The 20,064-nt window shown below is 68.5% G+C and carries 17 protein-coding genes; 8 read left to right on the top strand and 9 right to left on the bottom strand.

All coding sequences use genetic code 11. From position 1 onward, the window contains the following. Positions 1-19: 19 nt before the first annotated feature. Positions 20-1,603 carry a sulfatase gene (locus ABZU72_RS15365; RefSeq protein ID WP_355019702.1) on the bottom strand — a complete coding sequence of 528 codons (1,584 nt, stop codon included), beginning with the start codon at positions 1,601-1,603 and terminating at the stop codon, positions 20-22. 104 nt (positions 1,604-1,707) lie between these two features. On the opposite strand from ABZU72_RS15365, the gene ABZU72_RS15360 reads away from it, so the two are divergent. The 4 genes from ABZU72_RS15360 (at position 1,708) to ABZU72_RS15345 (ending at position 6,444) form a co-directional block, all read left to right on the top strand. Next, positions 1,708-2,811, top strand: coding sequence for a glycosyltransferase (locus ABZU72_RS15360; protein ID WP_355019701.1), 1,104 nt, complete (start codon positions 1,708-1,710; stop codon positions 2,809-2,811). A gap of 108 nt (positions 2,812-2,919) precedes the next feature. After that, positions 2,920-3,639 carry a succinate dehydrogenase cytochrome b subunit gene (locus tag ABZU72_RS15355; protein WP_355019700.1) on the top strand — a complete coding sequence of 240 codons (720 nt, stop codon included), beginning with the start codon at positions 2,920-2,922 and terminating at the stop codon, positions 3,637-3,639. Positions 3,640-3,652: 13 nt separating this feature from the next. Beyond that, positions 3,653-5,707 carry a fumarate reductase/succinate dehydrogenase flavoprotein subunit gene (locus tag ABZU72_RS15350; RefSeq protein WP_355019699.1) on the top strand — a complete coding sequence of 685 codons (2,055 nt, stop codon included), beginning with the start codon at positions 3,653-3,655 and terminating at the stop codon, positions 5,705-5,707. Continuing rightward, positions 5,704-6,444, top strand: coding sequence for a succinate dehydrogenase/fumarate reductase iron-sulfur subunit (locus ABZU72_RS15345; RefSeq protein WP_355019698.1), 741 nt, complete (start codon positions 5,704-5,706; stop codon positions 6,442-6,444). The genes ABZU72_RS15350 and ABZU72_RS15345 overlap by 4 nt, the downstream gene beginning before the upstream one ends. Before the next feature lie 138 nt (positions 6,445-6,582). Here the strand turns inward: ABZU72_RS15345 and ABZU72_RS15340 are convergent, their stop codons facing one another. Both ABZU72_RS15340 and ABZU72_RS15335 read right to left on the bottom strand, forming a co-directional pair. Continuing rightward, positions 6,583-7,488 carry a hypothetical protein gene (locus ABZU72_RS15340; RefSeq protein ID WP_355019697.1) on the bottom strand — a complete coding sequence of 302 codons (906 nt, stop codon included), beginning with the start codon at positions 7,486-7,488 and terminating at the stop codon, positions 6,583-6,585. A 301-nt stretch (positions 7,489-7,789) separates the two neighbouring features. Beyond that, on the bottom strand, positions 7,790-8,206 hold the full coding sequence (locus ABZU72_RS15335; RefSeq protein WP_355019696.1) for an organic hydroperoxide resistance protein: 417 nt from the start codon (positions 8,204-8,206) through the stop codon (positions 7,790-7,792). 54 nt (positions 8,207-8,260) lie between these two features. Here ABZU72_RS15335 and ABZU72_RS15330 point away from each other — a divergent pair, with 54 nt between their 5' ends. Then, positions 8,261-8,716 carry a MarR family transcriptional regulator gene (locus tag ABZU72_RS15330; RefSeq protein ID WP_355019695.1) on the top strand — a complete coding sequence of 152 codons (456 nt, stop codon included), beginning with the start codon at positions 8,261-8,263 and terminating at the stop codon, positions 8,714-8,716. A 3-nt stretch (positions 8,717-8,719) separates the two neighbouring features. On the opposite strand, the gene ABZU72_RS15325 is transcribed toward ABZU72_RS15330, so the two are convergent. The 4 genes from ABZU72_RS15325 to trpS form a co-directional block, all read right to left on the bottom strand. Next, positions 8,720-8,944, bottom strand: a complete 225-nt coding sequence (locus ABZU72_RS15325; protein WP_355019694.1) for a hypothetical protein — start codon at positions 8,942-8,944, stop codon at positions 8,720-8,722. A 61-nt stretch (positions 8,945-9,005) separates the two neighbouring features. Beyond that, positions 9,006-9,902, bottom strand: a complete 897-nt coding sequence (locus ABZU72_RS15320; RefSeq protein ID WP_355019693.1) for a YihY/virulence factor BrkB family protein — start codon at positions 9,900-9,902, stop codon at positions 9,006-9,008. Positions 9,903-9,947: 45 nt separating this feature from the next. Then, entirely contained in the window at positions 9,948-10,472 is a 525-nt protein-coding gene (locus ABZU72_RS15315) for a 2'-5' RNA ligase family protein (protein WP_350665729.1), read from the bottom strand. A 12-nt stretch (positions 10,473-10,484) separates the two neighbouring features. Continuing rightward, complete coding sequence (gene trpS, locus ABZU72_RS15310; protein WP_355019692.1) at positions 10,485-11,522, bottom strand: tryptophan--tRNA ligase; 1,038 nt, start codon at positions 11,520-11,522, stop codon at positions 10,485-10,487. Between the two features lie 440 nt (positions 11,523-11,962). Between trpS and ggpS the strand changes: the two genes are divergently transcribed. Then, complete coding sequence (gene ggpS / locus ABZU72_RS15305) at positions 11,963-14,245, top strand: glucosylglycerol-phosphate synthase (RefSeq protein ID WP_355019691.1); 2,283 nt, start codon at positions 11,963-11,965, stop codon at positions 14,243-14,245. On the opposite strand, the gene ABZU72_RS15300 is transcribed toward ggpS, so the two are convergent. Next, complete coding sequence (locus ABZU72_RS15300) at positions 14,242-15,444, bottom strand: MFS transporter (RefSeq protein ID WP_355019690.1); 1,203 nt, start codon at positions 15,442-15,444, stop codon at positions 14,242-14,244. The two genes, ggpS and ABZU72_RS15300, sit on opposite strands and share 4 nt — an antisense overlap. A 120-nt stretch (positions 15,445-15,564) precedes the next feature. Here ABZU72_RS15300 and ABZU72_RS15295 point away from each other — a divergent pair, with 120 nt between their 5' ends. Together ABZU72_RS15295 and ABZU72_RS15290 are read left to right on the top strand one after the other, a co-directional pair. Next, positions 15,565-15,777, top strand: a complete 213-nt coding sequence (locus ABZU72_RS15295) for a helix-turn-helix domain-containing protein (protein WP_141802873.1) — start codon at positions 15,565-15,567, stop codon at positions 15,775-15,777. Then, complete coding sequence (locus ABZU72_RS15290) at positions 15,777-16,316, top strand: Clp protease N-terminal domain-containing protein (protein ID WP_355019689.1); 540 nt, start codon at positions 15,777-15,779, stop codon at positions 16,314-16,316. The genes ABZU72_RS15295 and ABZU72_RS15290 overlap by 1 nt, the downstream gene beginning before the upstream one ends. A gap of 32 nt (positions 16,317-16,348) precedes the next feature. Here ABZU72_RS15290 and ABZU72_RS15285 read toward each other — a convergent pair whose 3' ends face one another. After that, positions 16,349-19,909, bottom strand: a complete 3,561-nt coding sequence (locus ABZU72_RS15285) for an ABC transporter ATP-binding protein (RefSeq protein WP_355019688.1) — start codon at positions 19,907-19,909, stop codon at positions 16,349-16,351. Between the last annotated feature and the right edge of the window lie 155 nt (positions 19,910-20,064).

Here is a 20,064-nt window from a genome sequence, read left to right as displayed (position 1 = left end):
TTTAGTCTACTTTAACCCGTTAGAGTCCCGCCAGATCAAGCGGGCGGTCGGCGGCGTACATCTTCTTAGGACAGCCGTCGCCGGCGCAGTCGCGGTACTTGTCGGTCAGATCGGCCAGCCGGGAGACCGTCTTGGCGTGGGCCGGGTCGTCGGCGAGGTTCGTCATCTCGTACGGATCGTTGGTGCGGTCGTAGAGCTCGGCCTCACCGGTCGTCAGCTCGACGTAGGTCCACCGCCCCACGCGCACGCCGGACCAGAGCCGCGAGGTGCCGTCCGAGGTCGGCCACGCCTCGATCGGGACGACACGGGTCTGTTCGGGCGCACGCAGCCACGGCAGGATGTCGATGCCGTCGGCCTCGTGCGGGTCATCGGCGCCGGCAGCCGAGAGCAGGGTCGTGGCGATGTCCGGGTTGGTCAGCGTGGTCCCGACCTCGCGCCCCTTCGGTACGCCGGGACCGCTCATCAGCACGGGGATCCGCAACGACTCCTCGTAGTACCAGAGCTTGCCGTTGAAGTTGTGGTAGCCGCTCGAGAAGCCGTTGTCGGAGGTGAACACGACCAGGGTGCGCGCCAGGTCGCCGCTCTTCTTCAGCCCACCGAGCAGGGAGGCGATGTTGCGGTCCAGGCTGCGCGCCGACTCGATCCGGCGCTGGTAGGAGAGCCGGTAGGCGTCCTTCTCGATCTGCGAGGGGTTCTTCCGCGACGGGGACCCCTTCGGGAACTTCTTGCGCGCCTCCGGGAACAGGTTGGGCTGCTGCGGGATCGGCTCGTCGGCGTACTTGTCCCGGTCCTGCTTGTCCGGCACCGGCACGCCGATCGCGCCCTTGGTGCCCGGGAAGCGCTGCTTGGGGTCACCCTTCTCCGTCGGCCCGCCGATGTGCGGTGCCACGTAGTTGACCCACTGGAACCACGGCTTCGCCTCGGCCCCGGGCTTCTTCCTCGCGTCGGTCAGCGCCGCCTTCGCCTGCTGGGTGATGACAGTGGTCGAGTAGCCCTTCGGCTTGACCAGGCGACCGTTGACGTTGAACTTCGCGCCCAGATAGTTGTAGGTCGAAGGGTCGACGGTCGCGCGCCACTCGTCCCAGCCTGGGGGCAGGTCGCGCTCGGTCCCAGCGTCGCCGTACTCGTTGAGGTACTTCCCGGTGAACACCGTCGAGTAGCCCGCCTCCTGCAAGGAGGTGGCCAGGGTCTCGGAGTCGTCGAAGGAGGGATAGCCACCCTCGGGGCCGTGGATGGTGTGGGCGCCGTGGTTGTGGGCGTACTGCCCCGAGAGCAGCGAGGCGCGGGCCGGCACGCAGATCGGCGTCGGCGCGACCGCGTCGGTGAAGGTGACGCCGCTGTCGCCCACGAGCTTCTGCACGCTCGGCAGGTAGTCCATGTCGAGGGCGGAGAGGTCGTCGACCGTGATCATCAGCAGGTTGGGCTTCTCGACCGGCATCTCGAAGGCCGGGGTGGCGGTCGAGGGCTGTTCAGAGACGCGCGCGCCCGACGGCTGCTGGGTCGGCGCCTGACCACAGCCCGCCAGCCCCATGACTCCGCCGACGACCCCAGCCACCGCGAGTGCTGCTGCCGAAAGCGTCCAGACCCGCCTGGGTACCGCCACTGATTGTCCTCATCATGCTGGTCGTCTACTGGCCGTGCCGATGGTTCATCCCAGGTCAACGCGCACGTCGCGCTCTCGCCATCCCCGGGCAGGACGCTGGTCCTATGAAGATGGCGCTGGTCACCGAGAGCTTCTTTCCTACCATCGATGGTGTCACAACCACGGTGAAGGCCATCGCCGACCGCATGATCGAGTCGGGCCACGAGGTGCGGTTCATCGCGCCCGGCCCCGGACTCTCGGTCTACCGCAACAGCCGGGTCGTCCGCGTCTCGCCGATCGCCAAGACCGGCCGTCAGGTACGCAGCGCCCTGGAGTCCTTCGAGCCGGACGTCGTGGTCACCTTCGACCCGGGTCGCCTGGGCCGCAAGGCGCTCTCGTCGCCGACAGCAGCCGCCGCGACGACGCTGGTCGTCCAGCAGTCCCCTCTCTCGCCCAAGGCGGCGCTCACCTGGAGCACCTCGATCGCCGCGTACGCCGATGAGATCTTTGTCACAAGCGAGTACCTGCGCCGCACGCTCGCGGCGATCGACGTCGCCGCCGAGGTGTGGGAGCCGGGGGTCGACACGGCCGCCTTCTCGCCCAGTCTGCGCGACGACTGGCTCCACCGCCGCTGGTCCAAGGCGAAGTCCCGGCCCACACCGCTGGTCGTGGTCGGCTACGCGGGCAACCTCGCCAAGAGCCATGGCGTACGCCGCCTCGCCGAGCTCACCGTGGTGCCCGGGATCCGCCTCGTCATCATCGGCGACGGGCCCCAGCGCGGCTGGCTCAAGCAGCGGGTCCCACAGGCGAAGCTGACCGGCCCGCTGGGCACCGGCGACCTGGCCGTCGCACTGGCCTCGCTCGACGTTCTCGTCCACCCCGGCGAGGAGGAGGGATGTGGCCACATCCTGCGTGAGGCCGCGGCCAGCGCCCTCCCGGTGGTCGCCCCGCGCGCCGGCGCGGCGGCTGAGATCGTCCAGCACATGGAGACCGGACTGCTCTACAACCCTGCCCGCGCCCGGGAGCTCGCGGACGCGGTCGCCTCGGTCGTCTCCGACCCCCGGCGGCACCTGCTCGGCGACCGCGGTCGGGAGCTGGTCGCGACGCGACCGTGGACCGATGCGGTCGACGAGCTGCTGGCCCGTCTGGTCGCACTGACCGAGGCCCGGTCCTCACGACCTCACGCCATCGCCGCGGAGAATGCACACCCTGCTGTTAGGCTTGCCTAACCCGTTCTCAAGATACTCGTCAGTAACCCCACCCGCCCGCGCAGCGACGAAAATGTCACATACTCCCTGCGTACAAGTTCGGGTATGAGGGGTAGTAGCGTGCGTGCCGTGGCAACCACGACTCTGATCAAAGGCGCGCGGTCGACGCGCTCAACGATCGCCCTGAAGCTCCTTATGGCGGCCAGCGGCATCGTCTTCATCCTGTTTGTGCTGGTGCACATGTACGGCAACCTCAAAGCCTTCAGCGGCGAGATGGCCTACAACGAGTACGCCGAGCACCTGCGTACGTTCGGGGAGCCGTACCTTCCGTACGGCGGCCTCCTCTGGATCCTCCGGGTGGTGCTCCTGGGCTCGCTGGTCGCGCACGTCGGCGCCGCGGTGGCGCTCTCCATGCGTGCGCACGCCCAGCGGCCCGTCAAGTACGCGGTGAAGAAGAACAAGGCTTCGTCGCTCTCCTCGCGCACCATGCGCTGGGGCGGCGTGACCCTGCTCGTCTTCATCATCTGGCACCTGCTCCACTTCACCATCGTGAAGATCAACGTGGGCACGGGCGGGCAGGCCCCGGACATCACCGAGAACCCCTACCGGCTCCTGGTGAACTCCTTCCTGCCGGAGCAGTGGTGGATGGTCGCCATCTACCTGTTCGCGATGCTCGCGCTCGCGTTCCACCTGCACCACGGCACCTTCAGCGCCATCCAGACGCTCGGGTTCACCAACACCGCTGAGTCGCGTGCCAGGGCCCGCGTCGCCGGCTGGGTCGTCGCGATCGTGATCGCCGGCGGCTTCTCGCTGGTCCCCCTGTTCACCGTCTTCGGCGTCATCTCGTAAGGACATCTGACACATGGCTGCTGGAACCCACTACCTGCCCGGCCTCACCCCGACCAACGAGGCACCGGTCCAGAAATCCGACGACGCCGCGGGCTACTACGTGCTCGGCGACAAGCTCGTCGACCCGAAGGCTCCGACCGGACCGATCGAGGAGCGCTGGACGACCCGCAAGTTCGAGAACCGCCTGGTCAACCCGGCCAACCGCCGCAAGCTGTCGATCATCATCGTCGGCACCGGCCTGGCCGGCGGCGCCGCTGCCGCCACGCTCGGCGAAGCCGGCTACAACGTGAAGTCGTTCTGCTACCAGGACTCCCCGCGTCGCGCCCACTCGATCGCCGCCCAGGGCGGCATCAACGCCGCCAAGAACTACAAGGGCGACGGCGACTCGGCCTACCGGCTCTTCTACGACACGGTCAAGGGCGGCGACTACCGCGCCCGCGAGTCCAACGTCTACCGCCTCGCCGAGGAGTCGGTGAACATCATCGACCAGTGCGTGGCCCAGGGCGTGCCCTTCGCCCGCGAGTACGGCGGTCTGCTCGACAACCGATCCTTCGGTGGCGTGCAGGTGTCGCGTACGTTCTACGCCCGCGGCCAGACGGGGCAGCAGCTCCTCATCGGCGCCTACCAGGCCATGGAGCGCCAGGTCGCCGCCGGCACCGTGGAGCAGTTCACGCGCCACGAGATGCTCGAGCTGATCGTCGCCGACGGCAAGGCCCGCGGCATCATCGCCCGCGACATGGTCACCGGCGAGATCGAGACCCACCTGGCCGACGTGGTCGTGCTCGCGACCGGCGGCTACGGCAACGTCTTCTACCTCTCGACCAACGCGATGGGGTCCAACGTCACCGCCACGTGGCGTGCGCACCGCAAGGGCGCCTACATGGCCAACCCCTGCTACACGCAGATCCACCCGACCTGCATCCCGGTGACCGGCGCCCACCAGTCGAAGCTGACCCTGATGTCGGAGTCGCTGCGTAACGACGGCCGCATCTGGGTGCCCAAGAACGCCGAGGACTGCGCCAAGGACCCGCGTGAGATCCCCGAGGAGGACCGCGACTACTTCCTGGAGCGGATCTACCCCTCCTTCGGAAACCTGGTCCCCCGCGACATCGCCTCGCGCGCCGCGAAGTACATGTGCGACGAGGGCCGCGGTGTCGGTCCGGAGGTCGACGAGACCCAGCCCGACGGCACGGTCAAGAAGTTCCGCCGCGGCGTCTACCTCGACCTGGGTGCCGCGATCGAGCGCCTCGGCAAGGCCGCGATCGAGGAGAAGTACGACAACCTCCTCGACATGTACGAGCGGATCACGGGTGAGAACCCCTACGAGCTGCCGATGCGCATCTACCCCGCCGTCCACTACGTCATGGGCGGCCTGTGGGTCGACTACGAACTCTCGACCAACATCGAGGGTCTCTACTGCACCGGTGAGGCCAACTTCTCCGACCACGGCGCGAACCGCCTCGGCGCCTCGGCGCTGATGCAGGGTCTGGCCGACGGCTACTTCGTGCTCCCGAACACCATCCGCGAGTACCTCGCCGACGGGCCGTTCGAGCCCATCTCCGAGGACCACCCGGCGGTCGTCGAGGCGAAGCAGTCCGTCCAGGAGCGGATCGACAAGTTCATGTCGATCAACGGCACCCGCTCGGTCGAGTCGATCCACAAGGAGCTCGGCCTGATCATGTGGGAGTACTGCGGCATGGAGCGGACCGAGGAGGGCCTCAAGAAGGCCATCGGCCTGATCCGCGAGCTCAAGAAGGAGTTCTGGACCAACGTCAAGGTCCTCGGCTCGGCCGACTCCCTCAACCAGGACCTCGAGAAGGCCGGCCGTGTCGCCGACTTCATCGAGCTCGGTGAGCTCATGTGCATCGACGCGCTCAACCGGCGCGAGTCCTGCGGCGGCCACTTCCGAGGCGAGTCGCAGACCGAGGACGGCGAGGCGATGCGTCACGACGACGAGTTCGCCTACGTCGCGGCCTGGGAGTTCGGTGGCGAGGACGGCGCCCCGGTCCTCCACAAGGAAGATCTGATCTACACCGCCATCGAGATGAAGCAGAGGTCCTACAAGTGAAGCTCACCCTCAAGATCTGGCGGCAGGCCGACGCGTCCGAGAAGGGTGCGCTCAAGACGTACGAGCTGGACGGGGTGTCCTCGGACATGTCGTTCCTCGAGATGCTCGACCTGCTCAACGAGCAGCTCCTGCACAACGACGAGGAGCCGGTCGCGTTCGACTCCGACTGTCGCGAGGGCATCTGCGGCATGTGTTCGCTGATGATCAACGGCGAGGCACACGGCCCGGAGGTCACCACGACCTGCCAGCTCCACATGCGCTCCTTCAACGACGGTGACACCATCACCATCGAGCCGTGGCGCGCCTCGTCGTTCCCGATCGTCAAGGACCTGATCGTCGACCGCTCCGCGTTCGACCGGATCATCCAGAACGGCGGCTACATCTCGGCCAACACCGGCTCGGCCCCCGAGGCCAACTCGGTTCCGGCCCCGCGTGACAAGGCCATGCGGGCGTTCAACACGGCCACCTGCATCGGCTGCGGCGCCTGCGTCGCCGCCTGCCCCAACGGCTCCGCCTCGCTGTTCCTCGGCGCGAAGATCACCCACCTCGGTGAGCTGCCGCAGGGCCAGCCGGAGCGCTACTCCCGCGTGCAGTCCATGGTCGGCCAGCACGACGCCGAGGGCTTCGGTGGCTGCACCAACATCGGTGAGTGCGCCTCCGCCTGCCCCAAGGAGATCCCGCTAGACGTGATCTCGCAGCTGAACAAGGACCTGCGCAAGTCGCTCATCCTCGGCTGACGTCTGGTTCCAACCGAAGGGCCGCCCTCCCGTGTGGAGGCGGCCCTTCGGCCGTTTCCCGGTACGACGGGACGTTCTTGTCGGTTACCGACGGGTAGTGCGACCAGAACGTCCCGTCGCATCTGCACCAGCTCAGCCTCAGGCGGCTCGGTGTCTCAGGAAGCGCTCGCGGTCGGCGGCCGTCAGTGAGCGGCGCTGCTCGACCGTGACCGTGGGCGTCCACCACGCCGGTGGATCGACCGTCCATCGACGCTCCGGTCCGAGGCGCAGCACTCGTTCCCGCGCTTCCTTCGTACGTCGCAGGAACTGAGTGGGGTCACGCCGGTCGATCGAGGTCATGGTGACGTACTCCAGGCCGGCTCTACGGAAGAGGCTCTCCCGTTGGATGTCGCTGGCACGGCGCTCGCCGGCGAGGTGTAGGCCGCCGTCGTACTCACCGACGACCCCGGCCTCGACGTCGAGCAGATCTGGAGTGCCGATGTGGTTTCCGGCGAGGTCGAAGATCGGGTGGTTGCACAGTGGACGCGGCAGCCCGAGATCGAGCTCCCAGTGCAGGCGCATCTCGGGTTCCATCGGCGACCAGCTGTTCTCGTCGGCGAGTCCGATGGCCTGGCGGAGCTGTTCGACTCCGTACCAACCGTTGAGCGTGCCGGCGTGCTCGACCAGCTCGGCGATCGATATGCGGTCGGTCTGCAGCGCCATGTCGAGCACGACCACCGCTCGCCAAAGCGACGAGGCACGGCGCGCCTCGTAAGCCGCCGAACGGAGCGGATGGGTTCCGCTGACTCCATCGAGGACGTACCACTGACTCAGCGGCAACCGCTCCGCCGTGAGCAGGATGCCCGGCCGGCTTCGGTAACGATGGTTGGTGATGACGATCGGTACGGGCCTCGCATTGCCGTTCCCGTCGAGGCCGTCGAACCAGCGCGCTCCGGCCCAGGCGAAGGCCGCCCAGCCGGTGACGTGGCCTCCAGGAATCTCCGTCGCTGCCTCCAGCACCCGCTGCTGAGGTCGGTCGGAGTCGACGGAGGCGGGGACGTACAAACCAGGTCCGGTCCGACGCCAGGCGCTCCCCCGCACCTGCCTGGGCGTCGGCCCCCTCTTCCCCGTCGGATCCACGCGCACCGGCGCGACGAGCCCAAGCCCCCGGTCACCATGAGGTGCCGGGCGAAAGTGAGCCGTCCGAGAAGTCATAGAGGGATGGTGAGCCAGATGCGATCGACACGCACCCGCAATCCGAACCCCTGTGGATAACTCGCCCAGCAACAGATACGACGGGACGTTCTTGTCGGCCTACCAGTGGGTAATGGACAAGTACGTCCCGTCGTATCGCTATCGGGGAACCTCAGACAACCGTGAGCTTGACCTCGATGTTGCCGCGGGTGGCGTTGGAGTACGGGCAGACCTGGTGGGCCTGCTCGGCGAGCTGCTGGGCGGTCGCGGCGTCGGCGCCGGGGATGGTCACCTCGAGCTGTACGGCGAGGCCGAAGCCGCCTTGGCCGTTCTCACCGATGCTCACGTCGGCGACGACCTCGGAGTCGGTCATGTCGACCTTGGCCTTGCCTGCGACGAGCTTGAGGGCCGAGTGGAAGCAGGCGGCGTAGCCGGCGGCGAAGAGCTGCTCGGGGTTGGTGGCACCGCCGGCGCCACCCATCTCCTTGGGGATGCGGACGTCGGCGTCGATGAGACCGTCGGAGGACTGGACGTGCCCGTTGCGGGCGTCGCCGGTGCTGACTGCGGTGGCTGTGTAGATCGGTGTCATGCGCACAACTATATTGCGCACAACTTAATAGCGCAAGGGGGTAGACTGGTCGATGTGTCCGGACGTACCTATCCGCAGCTCTCGCTCGACCTTCAGCTCTGCTTCCCGCTGTACGCAGCGACCAGAGCCGTCACGAAGCGCTATGCGACCCTGCTCAAGGACACCGGGCTGACCTATCCGCAGTATCTGGTGATGCTGGTGCTCTGGGAGAGCGAGGAGCCGCTCTCGGTGACCTCCCTCGGCCAGCGGCTGCGGCTCGACTCAGGCACGCTGACGCCGCTGCTCAAGCGGCTCGAGGCCGCCGGGCTGGTGCGGCGCGACCGCGACCCCGGCGACGAGCGCCGGGTGCTGGTCAGCCTGACCGAGGACGGCCGGAACCTGGAGGAGCAGGTCGCCAGCGTGCCGCAGGAGCTCGGCGCATCGATGGGGATCACCCGTGACGAGGCGCTCGCGCTACGCGACCAGCTCACCGAGCTGGTCGACCACCTCGACACGGCCGAGTCCTCCTGAGGGCTATCCCCTGGTCAGCAGCCGCTGTACGCCCAGCTTGATCAGCAGGCCGCCGAGGAGAACATCGACGACCACGAGCACCGCATGGGCGAGGTAGTAGGGCTTCGGACGCGTCTGCTCCGGGTCCTTGGCGGTCTTGACGAGGTTGCGGCCGAAGTTGGTCCAGATCGCGATCGTCCAGACCCCGATGACCAGAAGGAGCGCGCCGTCAGTCTTCTCGAGCTTCATGGGTACGACTCTCTCATCCGCCGGCCAAGCCCCGCCGGTCAGCAGCCCGTAAAGCGGGCGATCACGTCGATGCAGCCTCGGAGCTGGGTTCGGCCGGGGTAGCCCCCACGTGTGCGAAGCACGCGGCGTACAGGATCACCATCGAGGTGTAGTGGATCCAGACGACCAGGATGAGGGCGATGCCGAAGGCCTGGAAGGCGGGCTGTCCCTGGGTGGCCGTGAGCAGCAGGGCCGAGGCCTGCTTGAGGATCTCGAAGCCGATCGCGCCGAGCACTGCTCCGGCCCACAGGGGGCGCTTCGGGTTGTCGTTCTGGGGAGCCAGGTGGAACATCGCGAAGAAGAGCACCGTGTTGGCCGCGAGGCCGAGCACCAGGGTGAGGAGGACGATCAGCCAGCCGAAGCCTTCGTCGAGGCCGATCCAGTCCAGGACGTTGACCGAGAAGGTGCGTACGAGGCCGGTGAACGCCACCGCGACCAGCAGGATCAGGCCGAGCCCGATCAGTGCGACCAGGTCACGGGCCTTGGCCGCCAGGAAGCCCGGCTGCTCCTCGTCGGGCACCAGGAAGACCGCCTCGAGGGCCTTGCGAAGTCCGTCGATGAAGCCGAGACCGGCGTAGAGCAGACCGATGACACCGATGATCCCGACCGCGCCGGCCGCACTCTCGATGTCGGCGATCTTCAGCTGTCCGGGACCGTCGCCGACCAGCCCGGGTAGGACATGGTCGATCGCCTCGACGAGGTCGCTCTCGGCTCCGGAGTAGACCTGGGCGATCTGGCCCACGGCGAAGAACGCGAGCGCGAGGATCGGGAAGGTCGACAGGAAACCGAAGTAGGTGATCGCGCCGGCCTGCTGGGCGGCGCCCACCTCGCCGTAGTGCTCCTGGGTGCGCACCAGCCGATCCAGCGCCGGGAAGCGCGCGCGCAGCTCGGCGATCTTTGCCTTGACCTTGTCCTTCATCCCGAGATCCCCCATCCGTCGTTCGTGGGCGGACCCGAGCCCGCCTCAACCGGTCAGTGCTGCTCTCAGCGCGAACTCCCGCGTCGGGCGCCAGCCATCCGTGTCGTCGTGGACATAGAGGTGGAACTCCTCGACCGACCACTCGCACTCGAAGTCGGCCAGCTCACCGAAAGCCTTGTCGAGGCTAGCGTCGGGAAGGTCGTGAGCGATCGTGACATGCGGGTGATAGGGAAACGTGAGCTTCTGGTCGAGCGGCCCCTGCCGGACCGCGTTGGCCAGCTGTTCGCAGCCCGAGATGCCCTGCACCACTGCCACGAACACCACCGGCGAGACCGGCCGGAAGGTGCCGGTGCCACGCAGGTGCACGCTGAACGGGGCGACCCGCGAGGCTGCGGACTCGAGATGGCTCTCGACGTCCGGCAGCAGGTCGTCGTGGATCTCCGTCGGGGGCACAAGAGTGATGTGCGTCGGGATCATGGTCGCCGTCGCGTCCCCGAGAGACGTCCGGTAGTCCTGGAGCTGACTTGCCCATGGCTCCGGGATAGCAATGGCAACACCGATGGTGCGCATGCGCCGACCTTACTAGCCGAGCGGCGACGCGGGGGCCACAAAGCCAACCCGCTCGTAGACGTCGGCCAGAGTCTTGCGGGCGACCACGCCTGCCTTCTCCGCACCCTGCTGCAGGATGCCGTCGAGGTACGCCCGGTCCTCGAGGACCTCGAAGGTCTTCTCCCGGAACGGGGTGACGTAGTCGACGACGACCTCGGCGAGATCCTTCTTCAGATCGCCGTAGCCCTTGCCGGCGTACTTGCCGACCAGGGTCTCGATCTCGGAGCCGGTCAGCGCGGAGTAGATCCGGAGCAGGTTGGAGACGCCCGGCTTGGCCTCCTCGTCGAAGCGGATCTCCATCTCCGAGTCGGTGACCGCGGAGCGGATCTTCTTCGCCGAGACCTTCGGGTCGTCGAGCATGTCGATCAGGCCGGTCGGGCTCGAGGCCGACTTGGACATCTTGATCGCCGGGTCCTGGAGGTCGTAGATCTTCGCGACCTCCTTGAGGATGTAGGGCTCGGGCAGCCGGAACGTCTTCTTGTAACGGCTGTTGAACCGCTGCGCGAGGTCGCGGGTCAGCTCGAGGTGCTGTCGCTGGTCCTCGCCGACCGGGACGTACGCCGGGCGGTAGAGCAGGATGTCGGCGGCCATCAGCATCGGGTAGGAGAACAGGCCGACCGAAGCCGCGCCCTCACCGCCCTTGGCGGACTTGTCCTTGAACTGGGTCATCCGCCGGGCCTCACCGAACGAGGTGATGCACTGCATCACCCAGCCGAGCTGAGCGTGCTCGGGCAGGTGGGACTGAACGAAGATCGCGGACCGCTCCGGGTCGACACCGGCGGCCAGCAGCTGGGCGGCGGCCCGCCGCGTACGCTCGCGGAGCACCTTCGGGTCCTGCTCGACCGTGATCGCGTGGAGGTCGGCGATGAAGAAGAACGGCTCGTGCTCCTCCTGCAGGTTCACCCACTGCCGGACCGCGCCGAGATAGTTGCCGAGGTGGTAGGAGTCCGCCGTCGGCTGGATGCCGGAAAGGACCCTGGGCCTAGTCGTAGGAGCAGTGCTGCCGGTCATGTGCGCATTCTGTCAGCCACCCGCCGAAAGGCTCGAAATGGTGGGAGGAAGAGGATCGAGAACCGATCCGTACGAGCTGTGGACCCTGCCCGCGGCACCGACCTGCGTGCCGGCCATGGGCCTCGGCGCCCCCCGTGATCAACGTCGAGGACCGTGGTCGCCCGCGGTCTTCTCGAAGGCCGCGGGCAGGATCCGCATGCCCCCTCAACGACAGATTCTCGATGGAGTTATCGAACAGGTGCATCCAATTTCTTACGAGTTTGTGGACCTCCTGAGAGGCTCTACTCAGAGGGGATTCGATGGCCCGTCAAATGCCCTTTTCCCGCCCGACACATGCCCCTGTTAGCCTGTTTGGTCGACCCGCGGATCCTCCAAGGGGTCCGCAGCCTCGGGCCAGCTGCCGAATCGGCCTCGAGGCCAGGCGACCCTCGAGGAGACTTGTGAACGACACGTCCGCTGCCAACGCACGCATGCTGCTTGCGACCGATCTGGACGGAACCTTCCTAGCCGGCGACCCCGAGGCGAAGGTCAAGCTGTACCAGACGCTGAGCCGCCGCGAGGACGTACTGCTGTCCTTCGTCACCGGTCGTGGGCTGGAGTCGGTGCTGCCGCTGCTCGCCGACCCGACCATCCCGACGCCCGACTTCATCATCTGCGACGTCGGCGCCACCATCGTGACCGGACACGACCTGCTCGCCGTCGAGCCCATCCAGCAGGAGATCGCCGCCAAGTGGCCGGGCGAGCTCACCGTGCTCGAGAAGATCGGCGACCGCCCCGGACTGGTCCGGCAGAACGTGCCCCAGGACCGCCGGGTCTCCTACTTCTGCGACCCCGAGGCCGTCACCGACGACCTCGCCCCGCTGGTCGCGCAGATCGGCTGCGACCTGCTCTACTCCGCCAGCCACTACCTCGACGTGCTGCCCGGCGGGATCAACAAGGGCCACACCGTGACGAAGCTCGTCGAGCACCTCGGCATCCCCAAGGACCGCGTGCTGGTGGCCGGCGACACCCTCAACGACCTGTCGATGTACGACATCGGGTTCCCGGGTGTCTGCGTCGGCGAGGCCGAGGACCTGCTGCTGGACGCGACCCGCGACAAGGAACGTACGTTCCACGCCACCGCCCCTGGCACCGGCGGGATCCTGCAGGCGATCAGTCACTTCAACCTGCTCGACGACGAGCACATCTACGACCCGGAGAACGACGCCGACGACCCGGGGAAGTCCGACCTCGTCATGGTCTACCACCGCCTCCCCTATGACGAGGTCATCGAGGACGGCGAGGTCAAGCGCCGGCGACCGAAGTCGCCCAACGGCATCATCCCGACGCTGCTCTCCTTCTTCACCGAGCGCACCGGATCCTGGGTCGCCTGGTCCATCGACGACCCCAAGCGCGGCAAGTTCGCCACCCACACGGTCGTCGATCCCAAGCTCTACCCGGGCCTGGTGGCCTCCCGGCTGCCGCTGTCGAAGAAGGAGGTCGACGTCTTCTACAAGCGCTTCTCCAAGGAAGCGTTCTGGCCGCTGCTGCACACCTTCTGGGAACGCGCGAAGTTCAAGGAGGAGGACTGGAAGGTCTATTGCCAGGTCAACAGGGCCTTCGCCGAGCAGGCGGCGGCCGAGGCGGCGTACGGGGGCATCGTCTGGATCCACGACTACAACCTGTGGATGGTGCCGGCCTACCTGCGGGAGATGCGGCCGGACGTGAAGATCGCGTTCCTGCACCACACCCACTTCCCCGGCGCGGACGTGTTCAACGTGGTGCCGTGGCGCCGCGAGATCATCGGCTCGCTGCTGCAGTGCGACTACATCTCGTTCCACATCCCCCGCCAGGTCGAGAACTTCGTCGACGTGGCCCGCGGCGTGGCGCCGGTCGAGGTGGTCGAGACCGAGGACTGTGCTCCCCGCTTCCGGACCTACGGCTTCGCGCTGGGTCTCGACGTGATGCCTTCGGTCATCGACGTCGGTGGACGTCGGGTGCACCTGGGCGCCAACCCGGTCAGTGTCGACACGAAGCGGATCGAGCAGACTCTGGCCTCCCCCGCGGTGCAGAGCTCGATCGCTCGGGTGAAGGACGAGTTCGAGGGCCAGCGGATCGCGCTGGCCGTATCGCGGCTCGACTACACCAAGGGCGTGCTGCAGCAGCTCGAGGCCTTCGAGCGGGCGCTGCTCGAGGACCCGTCGCTGATGGGCGAGCTGTCACTGGTGCTGGTATGCGTGCCCGCGGCCGGCGAGATGACCGTCTACAAGACGCTGCAGAACCAGATCGAGCAGGCGGTCGGGCGGATCAACGGCCGGTTCTCGCGGATGGGCTGGATGCCGGTCCACTTCTACTTCCGGCCGATCCCGTTCGAGGAGCTGCTGGCCTACTACGCCAACGCCGACGTCATGTGGATCACCCCGCTGCGCGACGGCCTCAACCTGGTCGCGAAGGAGTACGCCGCGGTCCACGGTCTCCTCGGCACGAGCGGCACCCTGGTGCTCTCCGAGTTCGCCGGGGCTGCCGCCGAACTGCGCGGCGCGGTGCTGACCAACCCCCACGACGTCTCCGACATGGTCCGGGTCTTCCTGCAGGCCGTCGATATGGACGAGGCCGAGGCCAAGGACCGGATGCGCGGGCTCCGGGACACCATCCGCCACCACGACTCCAAGGCCTGGGCCGACGGGTTCCTGGCGGCGGTCGAGGCGGCCACCGCCACGGACGGCAACGAAGAGGCCCTCTAGGCCCTACGCCGGTGGATGCTGGTGCTCCACAGCAGCACCAGCATCCCGGCGGCGGCCAGGCCGGCGCCTACCAACGGCGCCTCGCGGACGCTCCAGACGTCGAGGGCCATGCCACCGGCGAAGGCACCGAGAGCGTTGGCGATGTTGAGGCTCGCGTGGTTCATCGCCGCCCCGAGGGTCACCGCGTCATCGGCGACGTCCATCAGGCGCACCTGCAGGTTGATCACCAGCACCGACGCCACGGCGGTGGTCAGGAAGGCGACCGGTGCGAGCCACCACCCGGCCGGGGCGACCAGCCAGAAGAGCGTCAGCACCGCCACCATGCCCAGGCTGCTCGCGAGCAGTGAGCCCATCACAGACCAGCGGGCCAGCTCCCCGGCGACCCAGGTGCCGACGACCATCCCGGTGCCGAACGCGAAGACGAACCAGGGCACCGCTCCTTCGGCCAGGCCGGCGGTGTCGGTGACGATCGGGGAGATGTAGGAGTAAGCCGCGAACATGCCGCCGAACCCGATCGCACCCGCGAGCATCGTCAGCCAGACCTGCTTGTTGGTGAAGAACCGGCTGGCCTCGCTGCGGCCGGTCGCGTTCGGGTCGCCCGGGAAGTGGGGCACCGAGAGCTGCACCAGGACCACGGTCAGCAGAGCGAGGCCTGCTGCGGCTGCGTACGGTGCCCGCCAGCCGGCGGTCTGACCGAGCCAGGTCGCGAACGGGACGCCGATCACGTTGGCGACCGAGAGCCCGAGCATCACCAGGGCCACCGCTCGCCCGCGGTGCTTCGGTGCGGCCATCGACGTCGCGACGATGGTCGCGACGCCGAAGTAGGCGCCGTGCGGGAGCCCGTCGAGGAACCTCGCGACCAGCAGCATCTTGTAGTCGACGGCGACGGCGCTGAGCAGGTTGAACAGCGCGTACGCCGCCATCAGCGACAGCAGCAGTCCCTTGCGCGGAAGGTGGGCGACGAAGAACGAGAGGATCGGTACGCCGACCACCACCCCGACCGCGTAAGCGCTGATCAGGTGGCCGGCCGTGGAGGTTCCGACACCGACGCCCTCGGCGATCTCGGGCAGCACGCCCATGGTGACGAACTCGGTCGTACCGATCGCGAACCCACCCGTCGCGAGGGCGAGCATGGCGATCACGAACTGGACGGTGGTGACCGGTCTGACGGCGGTCTCGGGGCTGGCGGTGTCGGTCACTACTGCCTAACCTTCGGCGATTTGTGGGCTATTCCGTGAATCGGTGTGACGCGAGTCCCGATGCCCACCGCTTCGTCAACTCTGGTTGACACGAGGGCGTTGTCAACCTATATTGACAGCATGACGGATGCGAAGGACCTTGCCGAGTCGGCCGCGAGCGCCGACCCGAGCACCGGGTTGCGAGCCGCGCTCGCACTGCGCCGCCTCGCCGACTCGCTGGAGCGGCTGCAGGTGGCGAACGCCCGCCGACAGGGATGGGCCTGGCAGGAGATCGCCGACGCGCTGGAGGTCAGCCGACAGGCGGTCCACAAGAAGTACGCGAAGGAGATGTGATGTTCGAGAGGTTCACCAGGCCGGCCCGCGATGCGGTGACCGCGGCCCAGACGTACGCCGCCGACCTCGGTCACGAGCGCATCGGCGACGACCACCTGCTGCTGGCGATCGGCTCCAGCGCAGGCTCGTCCGCCGCCCAGGCGCTCGCCGAGGCCGGGGTCGATGCAGCTGCGCTGCGGGCGGAGATCGAGCGGGCCCACGGGCGTCTCGGCAACGACGACGCCGACGCGCTGTCCACGCTCGGGATCGACCTGGACGCGGTGCGCTCCAAGGTGGAGGAGGTGTTCGGTGCCGGCGCCCTGGACAGCGGGAAGCCACGCCGCCGGCTAGGCGGGCACATCCCTTTCACCAAGGACGCGAAGAAGGTCCTCGAGCTCTCGCTGCGCGAGGCGATCCGACTCAAGGACCGCTCGATCGGCACCGAGCACATCCTGCTCGGCATCCTTCGCGCGGAGGGGGAAGGACATGCTGCCCTACAGGCCCTCGGCGTGGATGCTGCTGCGCTGCGCCACACGCTCGAGCACGGCGAGGCCGCCTGAGGTCTCACCCCCGCCTCCCGAGGAGGCGGGGGTCAGCCGGCCAGGTGGGACCAGGCCGGAGCCAGCTCGGTCCACGGACCCACAGCCGCGATCTCGCCGTCGACCATGACGACGACCCGGTCGGCCTGGGCGAGAGCGGCTCGTTTCGAGGTGGCGCCGATGACCGTCGTGTGCCGGTCACGCAGCGCCCGCCAGAGCTCGATCTCGGTGGCCGCGTCGAGCGCACTGGAGACGTCGTCGGCCAGGAGCAGCTCGGTGTCGGCGGCCAGCGCTCGCGCCAGGGCGAGACGCTGGACCTGTCCCCCGGAGAGGCGTACGCCACGGTGACCGACGATCGCGTCCGCGCCGCCCGCCTCCTTGACGTCGAGCTCGAGCCGCGCGTCGGCGACCGGGCTGTCGAACGGCCGGTCGTGGCCCAGGCGGATGTTGTCGGCGAACGTGCCGGAGAGCACCCGCGGCACCTGGGCGACGTACGCCACCTGCCCGGGCCTCAGGAAGGACTGCGTGTCCTGGACCAGCTCGTCGTTCCACCGGATCGTGCCGGTGTGCTCGATCAGGCCGGCCAGCGACGCCAGCAGGGACGACTTGCCGGAGCCGACCTGCCCCACGAGGAGGACCAGCTCGCCGCGCGAGATCGTGAGCGAGACGTCGGAGACGCCGATCGTGCCGTCGTCGTGGACCGCCGACAGGGCCGAGAGCTCGAGGGACTCGAGCGGCACCTGCTCGACCGGACCCGGATCCGGCGCGTCACCGGAGACCAGGTCGACGCCCGGCGGCAGATCCATCAGGTCTCGACCGCCGGCGAACCGGCTGGTCTCCTTCTGCCACGCACGCGTGCCCGGAGCCTCGGTGACGACCATGCCGGCCACCCGGCCGAACCAGTCGAAGCCCGAGACCGCGTTGGCGACCAGCAGCGCGGTGGCCAGACCCCAGCCGCCGCCGAAGTAGATCCCCCAGGCAGCCACGACTCCGCACTGCACCATGAGCGCGGGAACCCCGTCGAGGAACGCCTGCACCCGGTGTTCCTTCACCGCTGCCTCGACCCGGCCCGAGTCGACGTGCTGCAGGTGGGCGTGGACCTGCGGGGTGGCCGCGGCCAGCTTCACGGTGCGTACGGACTCCAGCGCGGAGACCACCGCGCGGCCGAACCGCGCGCGAGCGGCGGAGGAGGCCGCAGCCGAGCGGCCGGCGATCGGCCGACCGACCGCGGAGGCCAGCGCCGAGGCGATCATGACGACCAGGAGCACGGCGCCCGCGAGCGCGGTGCCGGCGAGCAGGGCGGTGATCGTCGCGATGACGAGACCGTTGACGAAGTCGACCCAGCGGTCGGCGTAGCGGGCGTAACGGTCGGCGTCCATCGAGCGTGCGACGACCTCGCCCGGCGGCGTACGCGTCAGGCGGTGCTGGCTGGTCTGACCGTAGAGCACGGCCATCCGGGCACGCAGCATGACCTCGATCCACCAGCGCGGGTAGCGGTAGAAGGCGTCGGCGAGCATCAGCGGCGCGGCCAGCAGGCTGACCACGAGCAGCACCGACATCACCGTCGGCCTGCCGCCGTCCTGCAGCGACTCGACGATCCGGCCCCACAGGAGCCCGGTGAAGGCACCCTGCGCACCGGTCATCGACGCGAACAGGAACAGCAGCGCACCCGCGACGCCCCACTCGGGGCGCAGGAACAGGACGTGCAGCATCCCACGGGCGAGCGACGGCCCGGTGCCGACTTCGGGGACGTCCGGCGGGGCGCCCGAGCGGCGCTTGCCGCCCACGTTGCCCTCCGCGACGTGATCGAGGGTGGAGTGGTCGACGGGCTTGGCAGCCGGCGAAGGCGAGTCGTGGTGATCGGTGCGGCTGGCCTCGAGCAGGTCGTGGAACGGCCCCGGCGTGGTCGCCAGCGAGGCCCGCAGGCCGTGCTGGATAACCCGGCCGTGGTCGAGCACGGCCACGTGCGGCGCCCGCTCGATGGTGGAGAGCCGGTGGGCGATCAGGATGCCCGTACGCCCGGTCAGCAGCCGGTCGGCGGCCGCGACCACCCGGCGCTCGGTGAGCGGGTCCATCCGCGCGGTCGCCTCGTCGAGGACGACCACTCGTACGTCACGCACCAGCAGTCGCGCGAAGGCGACCAGCTGCTCCTCCCCCGCCGACAGCGACGTGCCGCCGGGGCCGAGCAGGGTGTCGAGCCCGTCGGGCAGGCCGGCGACCCACTCCGAGAGCCCGAGCCGGGCGACCGCCCGCTCGATGTCCTCGCGCGGACGCAAGTCGTCGAAGAGGGCGATGTTCTCCGCGAGCGTGCCGGCCAGGATCTCGGTGCGCTGAGTGACCACGCCCACGGAGGCGCGCAACTGCTGCAGGTCGAGGTCGCGTACGTCCACGCCACCCAGGAACACCGAGCCGCGCGGCGGCTCGACGGCCCGGGAGAGCAGCGAGGCGAGCGTCGACTTGCCGGAGCCGGTGCGGCCGACCAGGGCGATGGTGTCGCCGGCCGGCACCGTGAGCGAGATGCCCTGGAGGGCGAAGGTGCCCTCGGCGTAGGAGAAGGTCAGATCGCGCAGGTCGACCTCGAGCGCTCCCCCGTCGGGGACGGGCGCGCCACCTTCGGGCTCCGGCTCGGAGCCCATCATCTGGCGCAGCCGGATGACGGCGCCCAGGCCCGCCTGGATGTCGGGCAGGTGGTTGGCGAGCATCGCGATCTGGCCCACGAACGTGCTCGTGACCAGGAACAGCGTCACCAGCGCGCTGATCCCGAGACGGTCGTTCGCGGCGAGCGCCACTCCGGCCAGACCGATGCCGGCCAGCAGGGAGTGCAGCAGCAGGCCGGCGCGTCGGCCGACCTTCGCCTCGACCGTGACGACCGCACGGAACCTCTCGTGGACCGTCGCCGACAGCCGCGCCACCCGGGCGACGACGTGGTCCTGGCCCAGGCTCGTACGCAGATCGTCACGCCCCGCGATGCCCTCCTCGAGCACCGCGGCATGGTCGGTCCACGAGGCCTCCTCGATGACCTTGAGCTCGGAGATCTTGCTCAGCAGCCGGCGGATGACGAACCAGGTCACCGCGGCGAGCAGCGGGAACAGGATCGCCGCCGGCCACCAGGTGAAGCTGGCCACGATCCACATCGGCAGCGCCGCGAAGATCGAGCGGAACAGCATCCACAGCTGCCAGCGCAGCAGGTTGCCGACCTCGTGGGAGTCGTCGTCGACCCGGTCGAGGATCTCGCCGACGGCCTGCTCGCTCAGCTCGGAGAGCGGCTGTCGCATGGCAGCCTGGAGCACGTCCTCGCGCAGCTTGCCCTCGGCCCGGTCGGAGACCCCGACCCAGGCGATCTTGGCGGTCGAGTCGATCAGCGAGGCGCCGATCACGCACAGCGCCAGCCAGCCGACCAGGCTCGCGGTCGGGTTCTCCGCCAGCCGTCCGGCCACGACAGTGCCGATCGACTGGGCCACCATGGCCACCGCCAGCGCGATCAGCGCGGCGCCCGTCACCGGCCCCTTCAGGCGTCGCCAGTCGACCTGCCGGCTCGGGTCGGCAGGGTCGGTGGGGACTCCAAGAGCCTTGCCTGAGGTGGGCACGGGCGGAGTCGAGAGCGTCGCAGTCATCAGAAGATCACGGTAAGTGCGACCACCGACACTCGCCTAAAGGTTTTCCGCCCTCACCCGCCAGCAAACACCACGCTGACCTGCATCTATAGGAATCAGAAGAAAGATCTGGAGAGCAAAGTCACGTACGCCCGGAAGGTGTCCCGAAATGGGAC

The sequence above is a fragment of the Nocardioides sp. NPDC004968 genome (genome assembly GCF_040608935.1).
In the GTDB taxonomy this organism is placed as follows: Bacteria; Actinomycetota; Actinomycetes; order Propionibacteriales; family Nocardioidaceae; genus Nocardioides.
Note: the sequence above shows the minus strand (reverse complement) of the source record. Positions and strands in the feature narration are given on the sequence as shown.

Bases quoted from the DNA above. Each gene is read 5' to 3' on its own strand.
- ABZU72_RS15290 (WP_355019689.1), top strand. From the start codon at position 15,777: ATGTTCGAGAGGTTCACCAGGCCGGCCCGCGATGCGGTGACCGCGGCC.
- ABZU72_RS15335 (WP_355019696.1), bottom strand. From the start codon at position 8,206: ATGACACCGATCTACACAGCCACCGCAGTCAGCACCGGCGACGCCCGC.
- ABZU72_RS15320 (WP_355019693.1), bottom strand. From the start codon at position 9,902: ATGAAGGACAAGGTCAAGGCAAAGATCGCCGAGCTGCGCGCGCGCTTC.
- ABZU72_RS15360 (WP_355019701.1), top strand. From the start codon at position 1,708: ATGAAGATGGCGCTGGTCACCGAGAGCTTCTTTCCTACCATCGATGGT.
- ABZU72_RS15325 (WP_355019694.1), bottom strand. From the start codon at position 8,944: ATGAAGCTCGAGAAGACTGACGGCGCGCTCCTTCTGGTCATCGGGGTC.
- trpS (WP_355019692.1), bottom strand. From the start codon at position 11,522: ATGACCGGCAGCACTGCTCCTACGACTAGGCCCAGGGTCCTTTCCGGC.
- ABZU72_RS15315 (WP_350665729.1), bottom strand. From the start codon at position 10,472: ATGCGCACCATCGGTGTTGCCATTGCTATCCCGGAGCCATGGGCAAGT.
- ABZU72_RS15295 (WP_141802873.1), top strand. From the start codon at position 15,565: ATGACGGATGCGAAGGACCTTGCCGAGTCGGCCGCGAGCGCCGACCCG.
- ABZU72_RS15350 (WP_355019699.1), top strand. From the start codon at position 3,653: ATGGCTGCTGGAACCCACTACCTGCCCGGCCTCACCCCGACCAACGAG.
- ABZU72_RS15285 (WP_355019688.1), bottom strand. From the start codon at position 19,909: ATGACTGCGACGCTCTCGACTCCGCCCGTGCCCACCTCAGGCAAGGCT.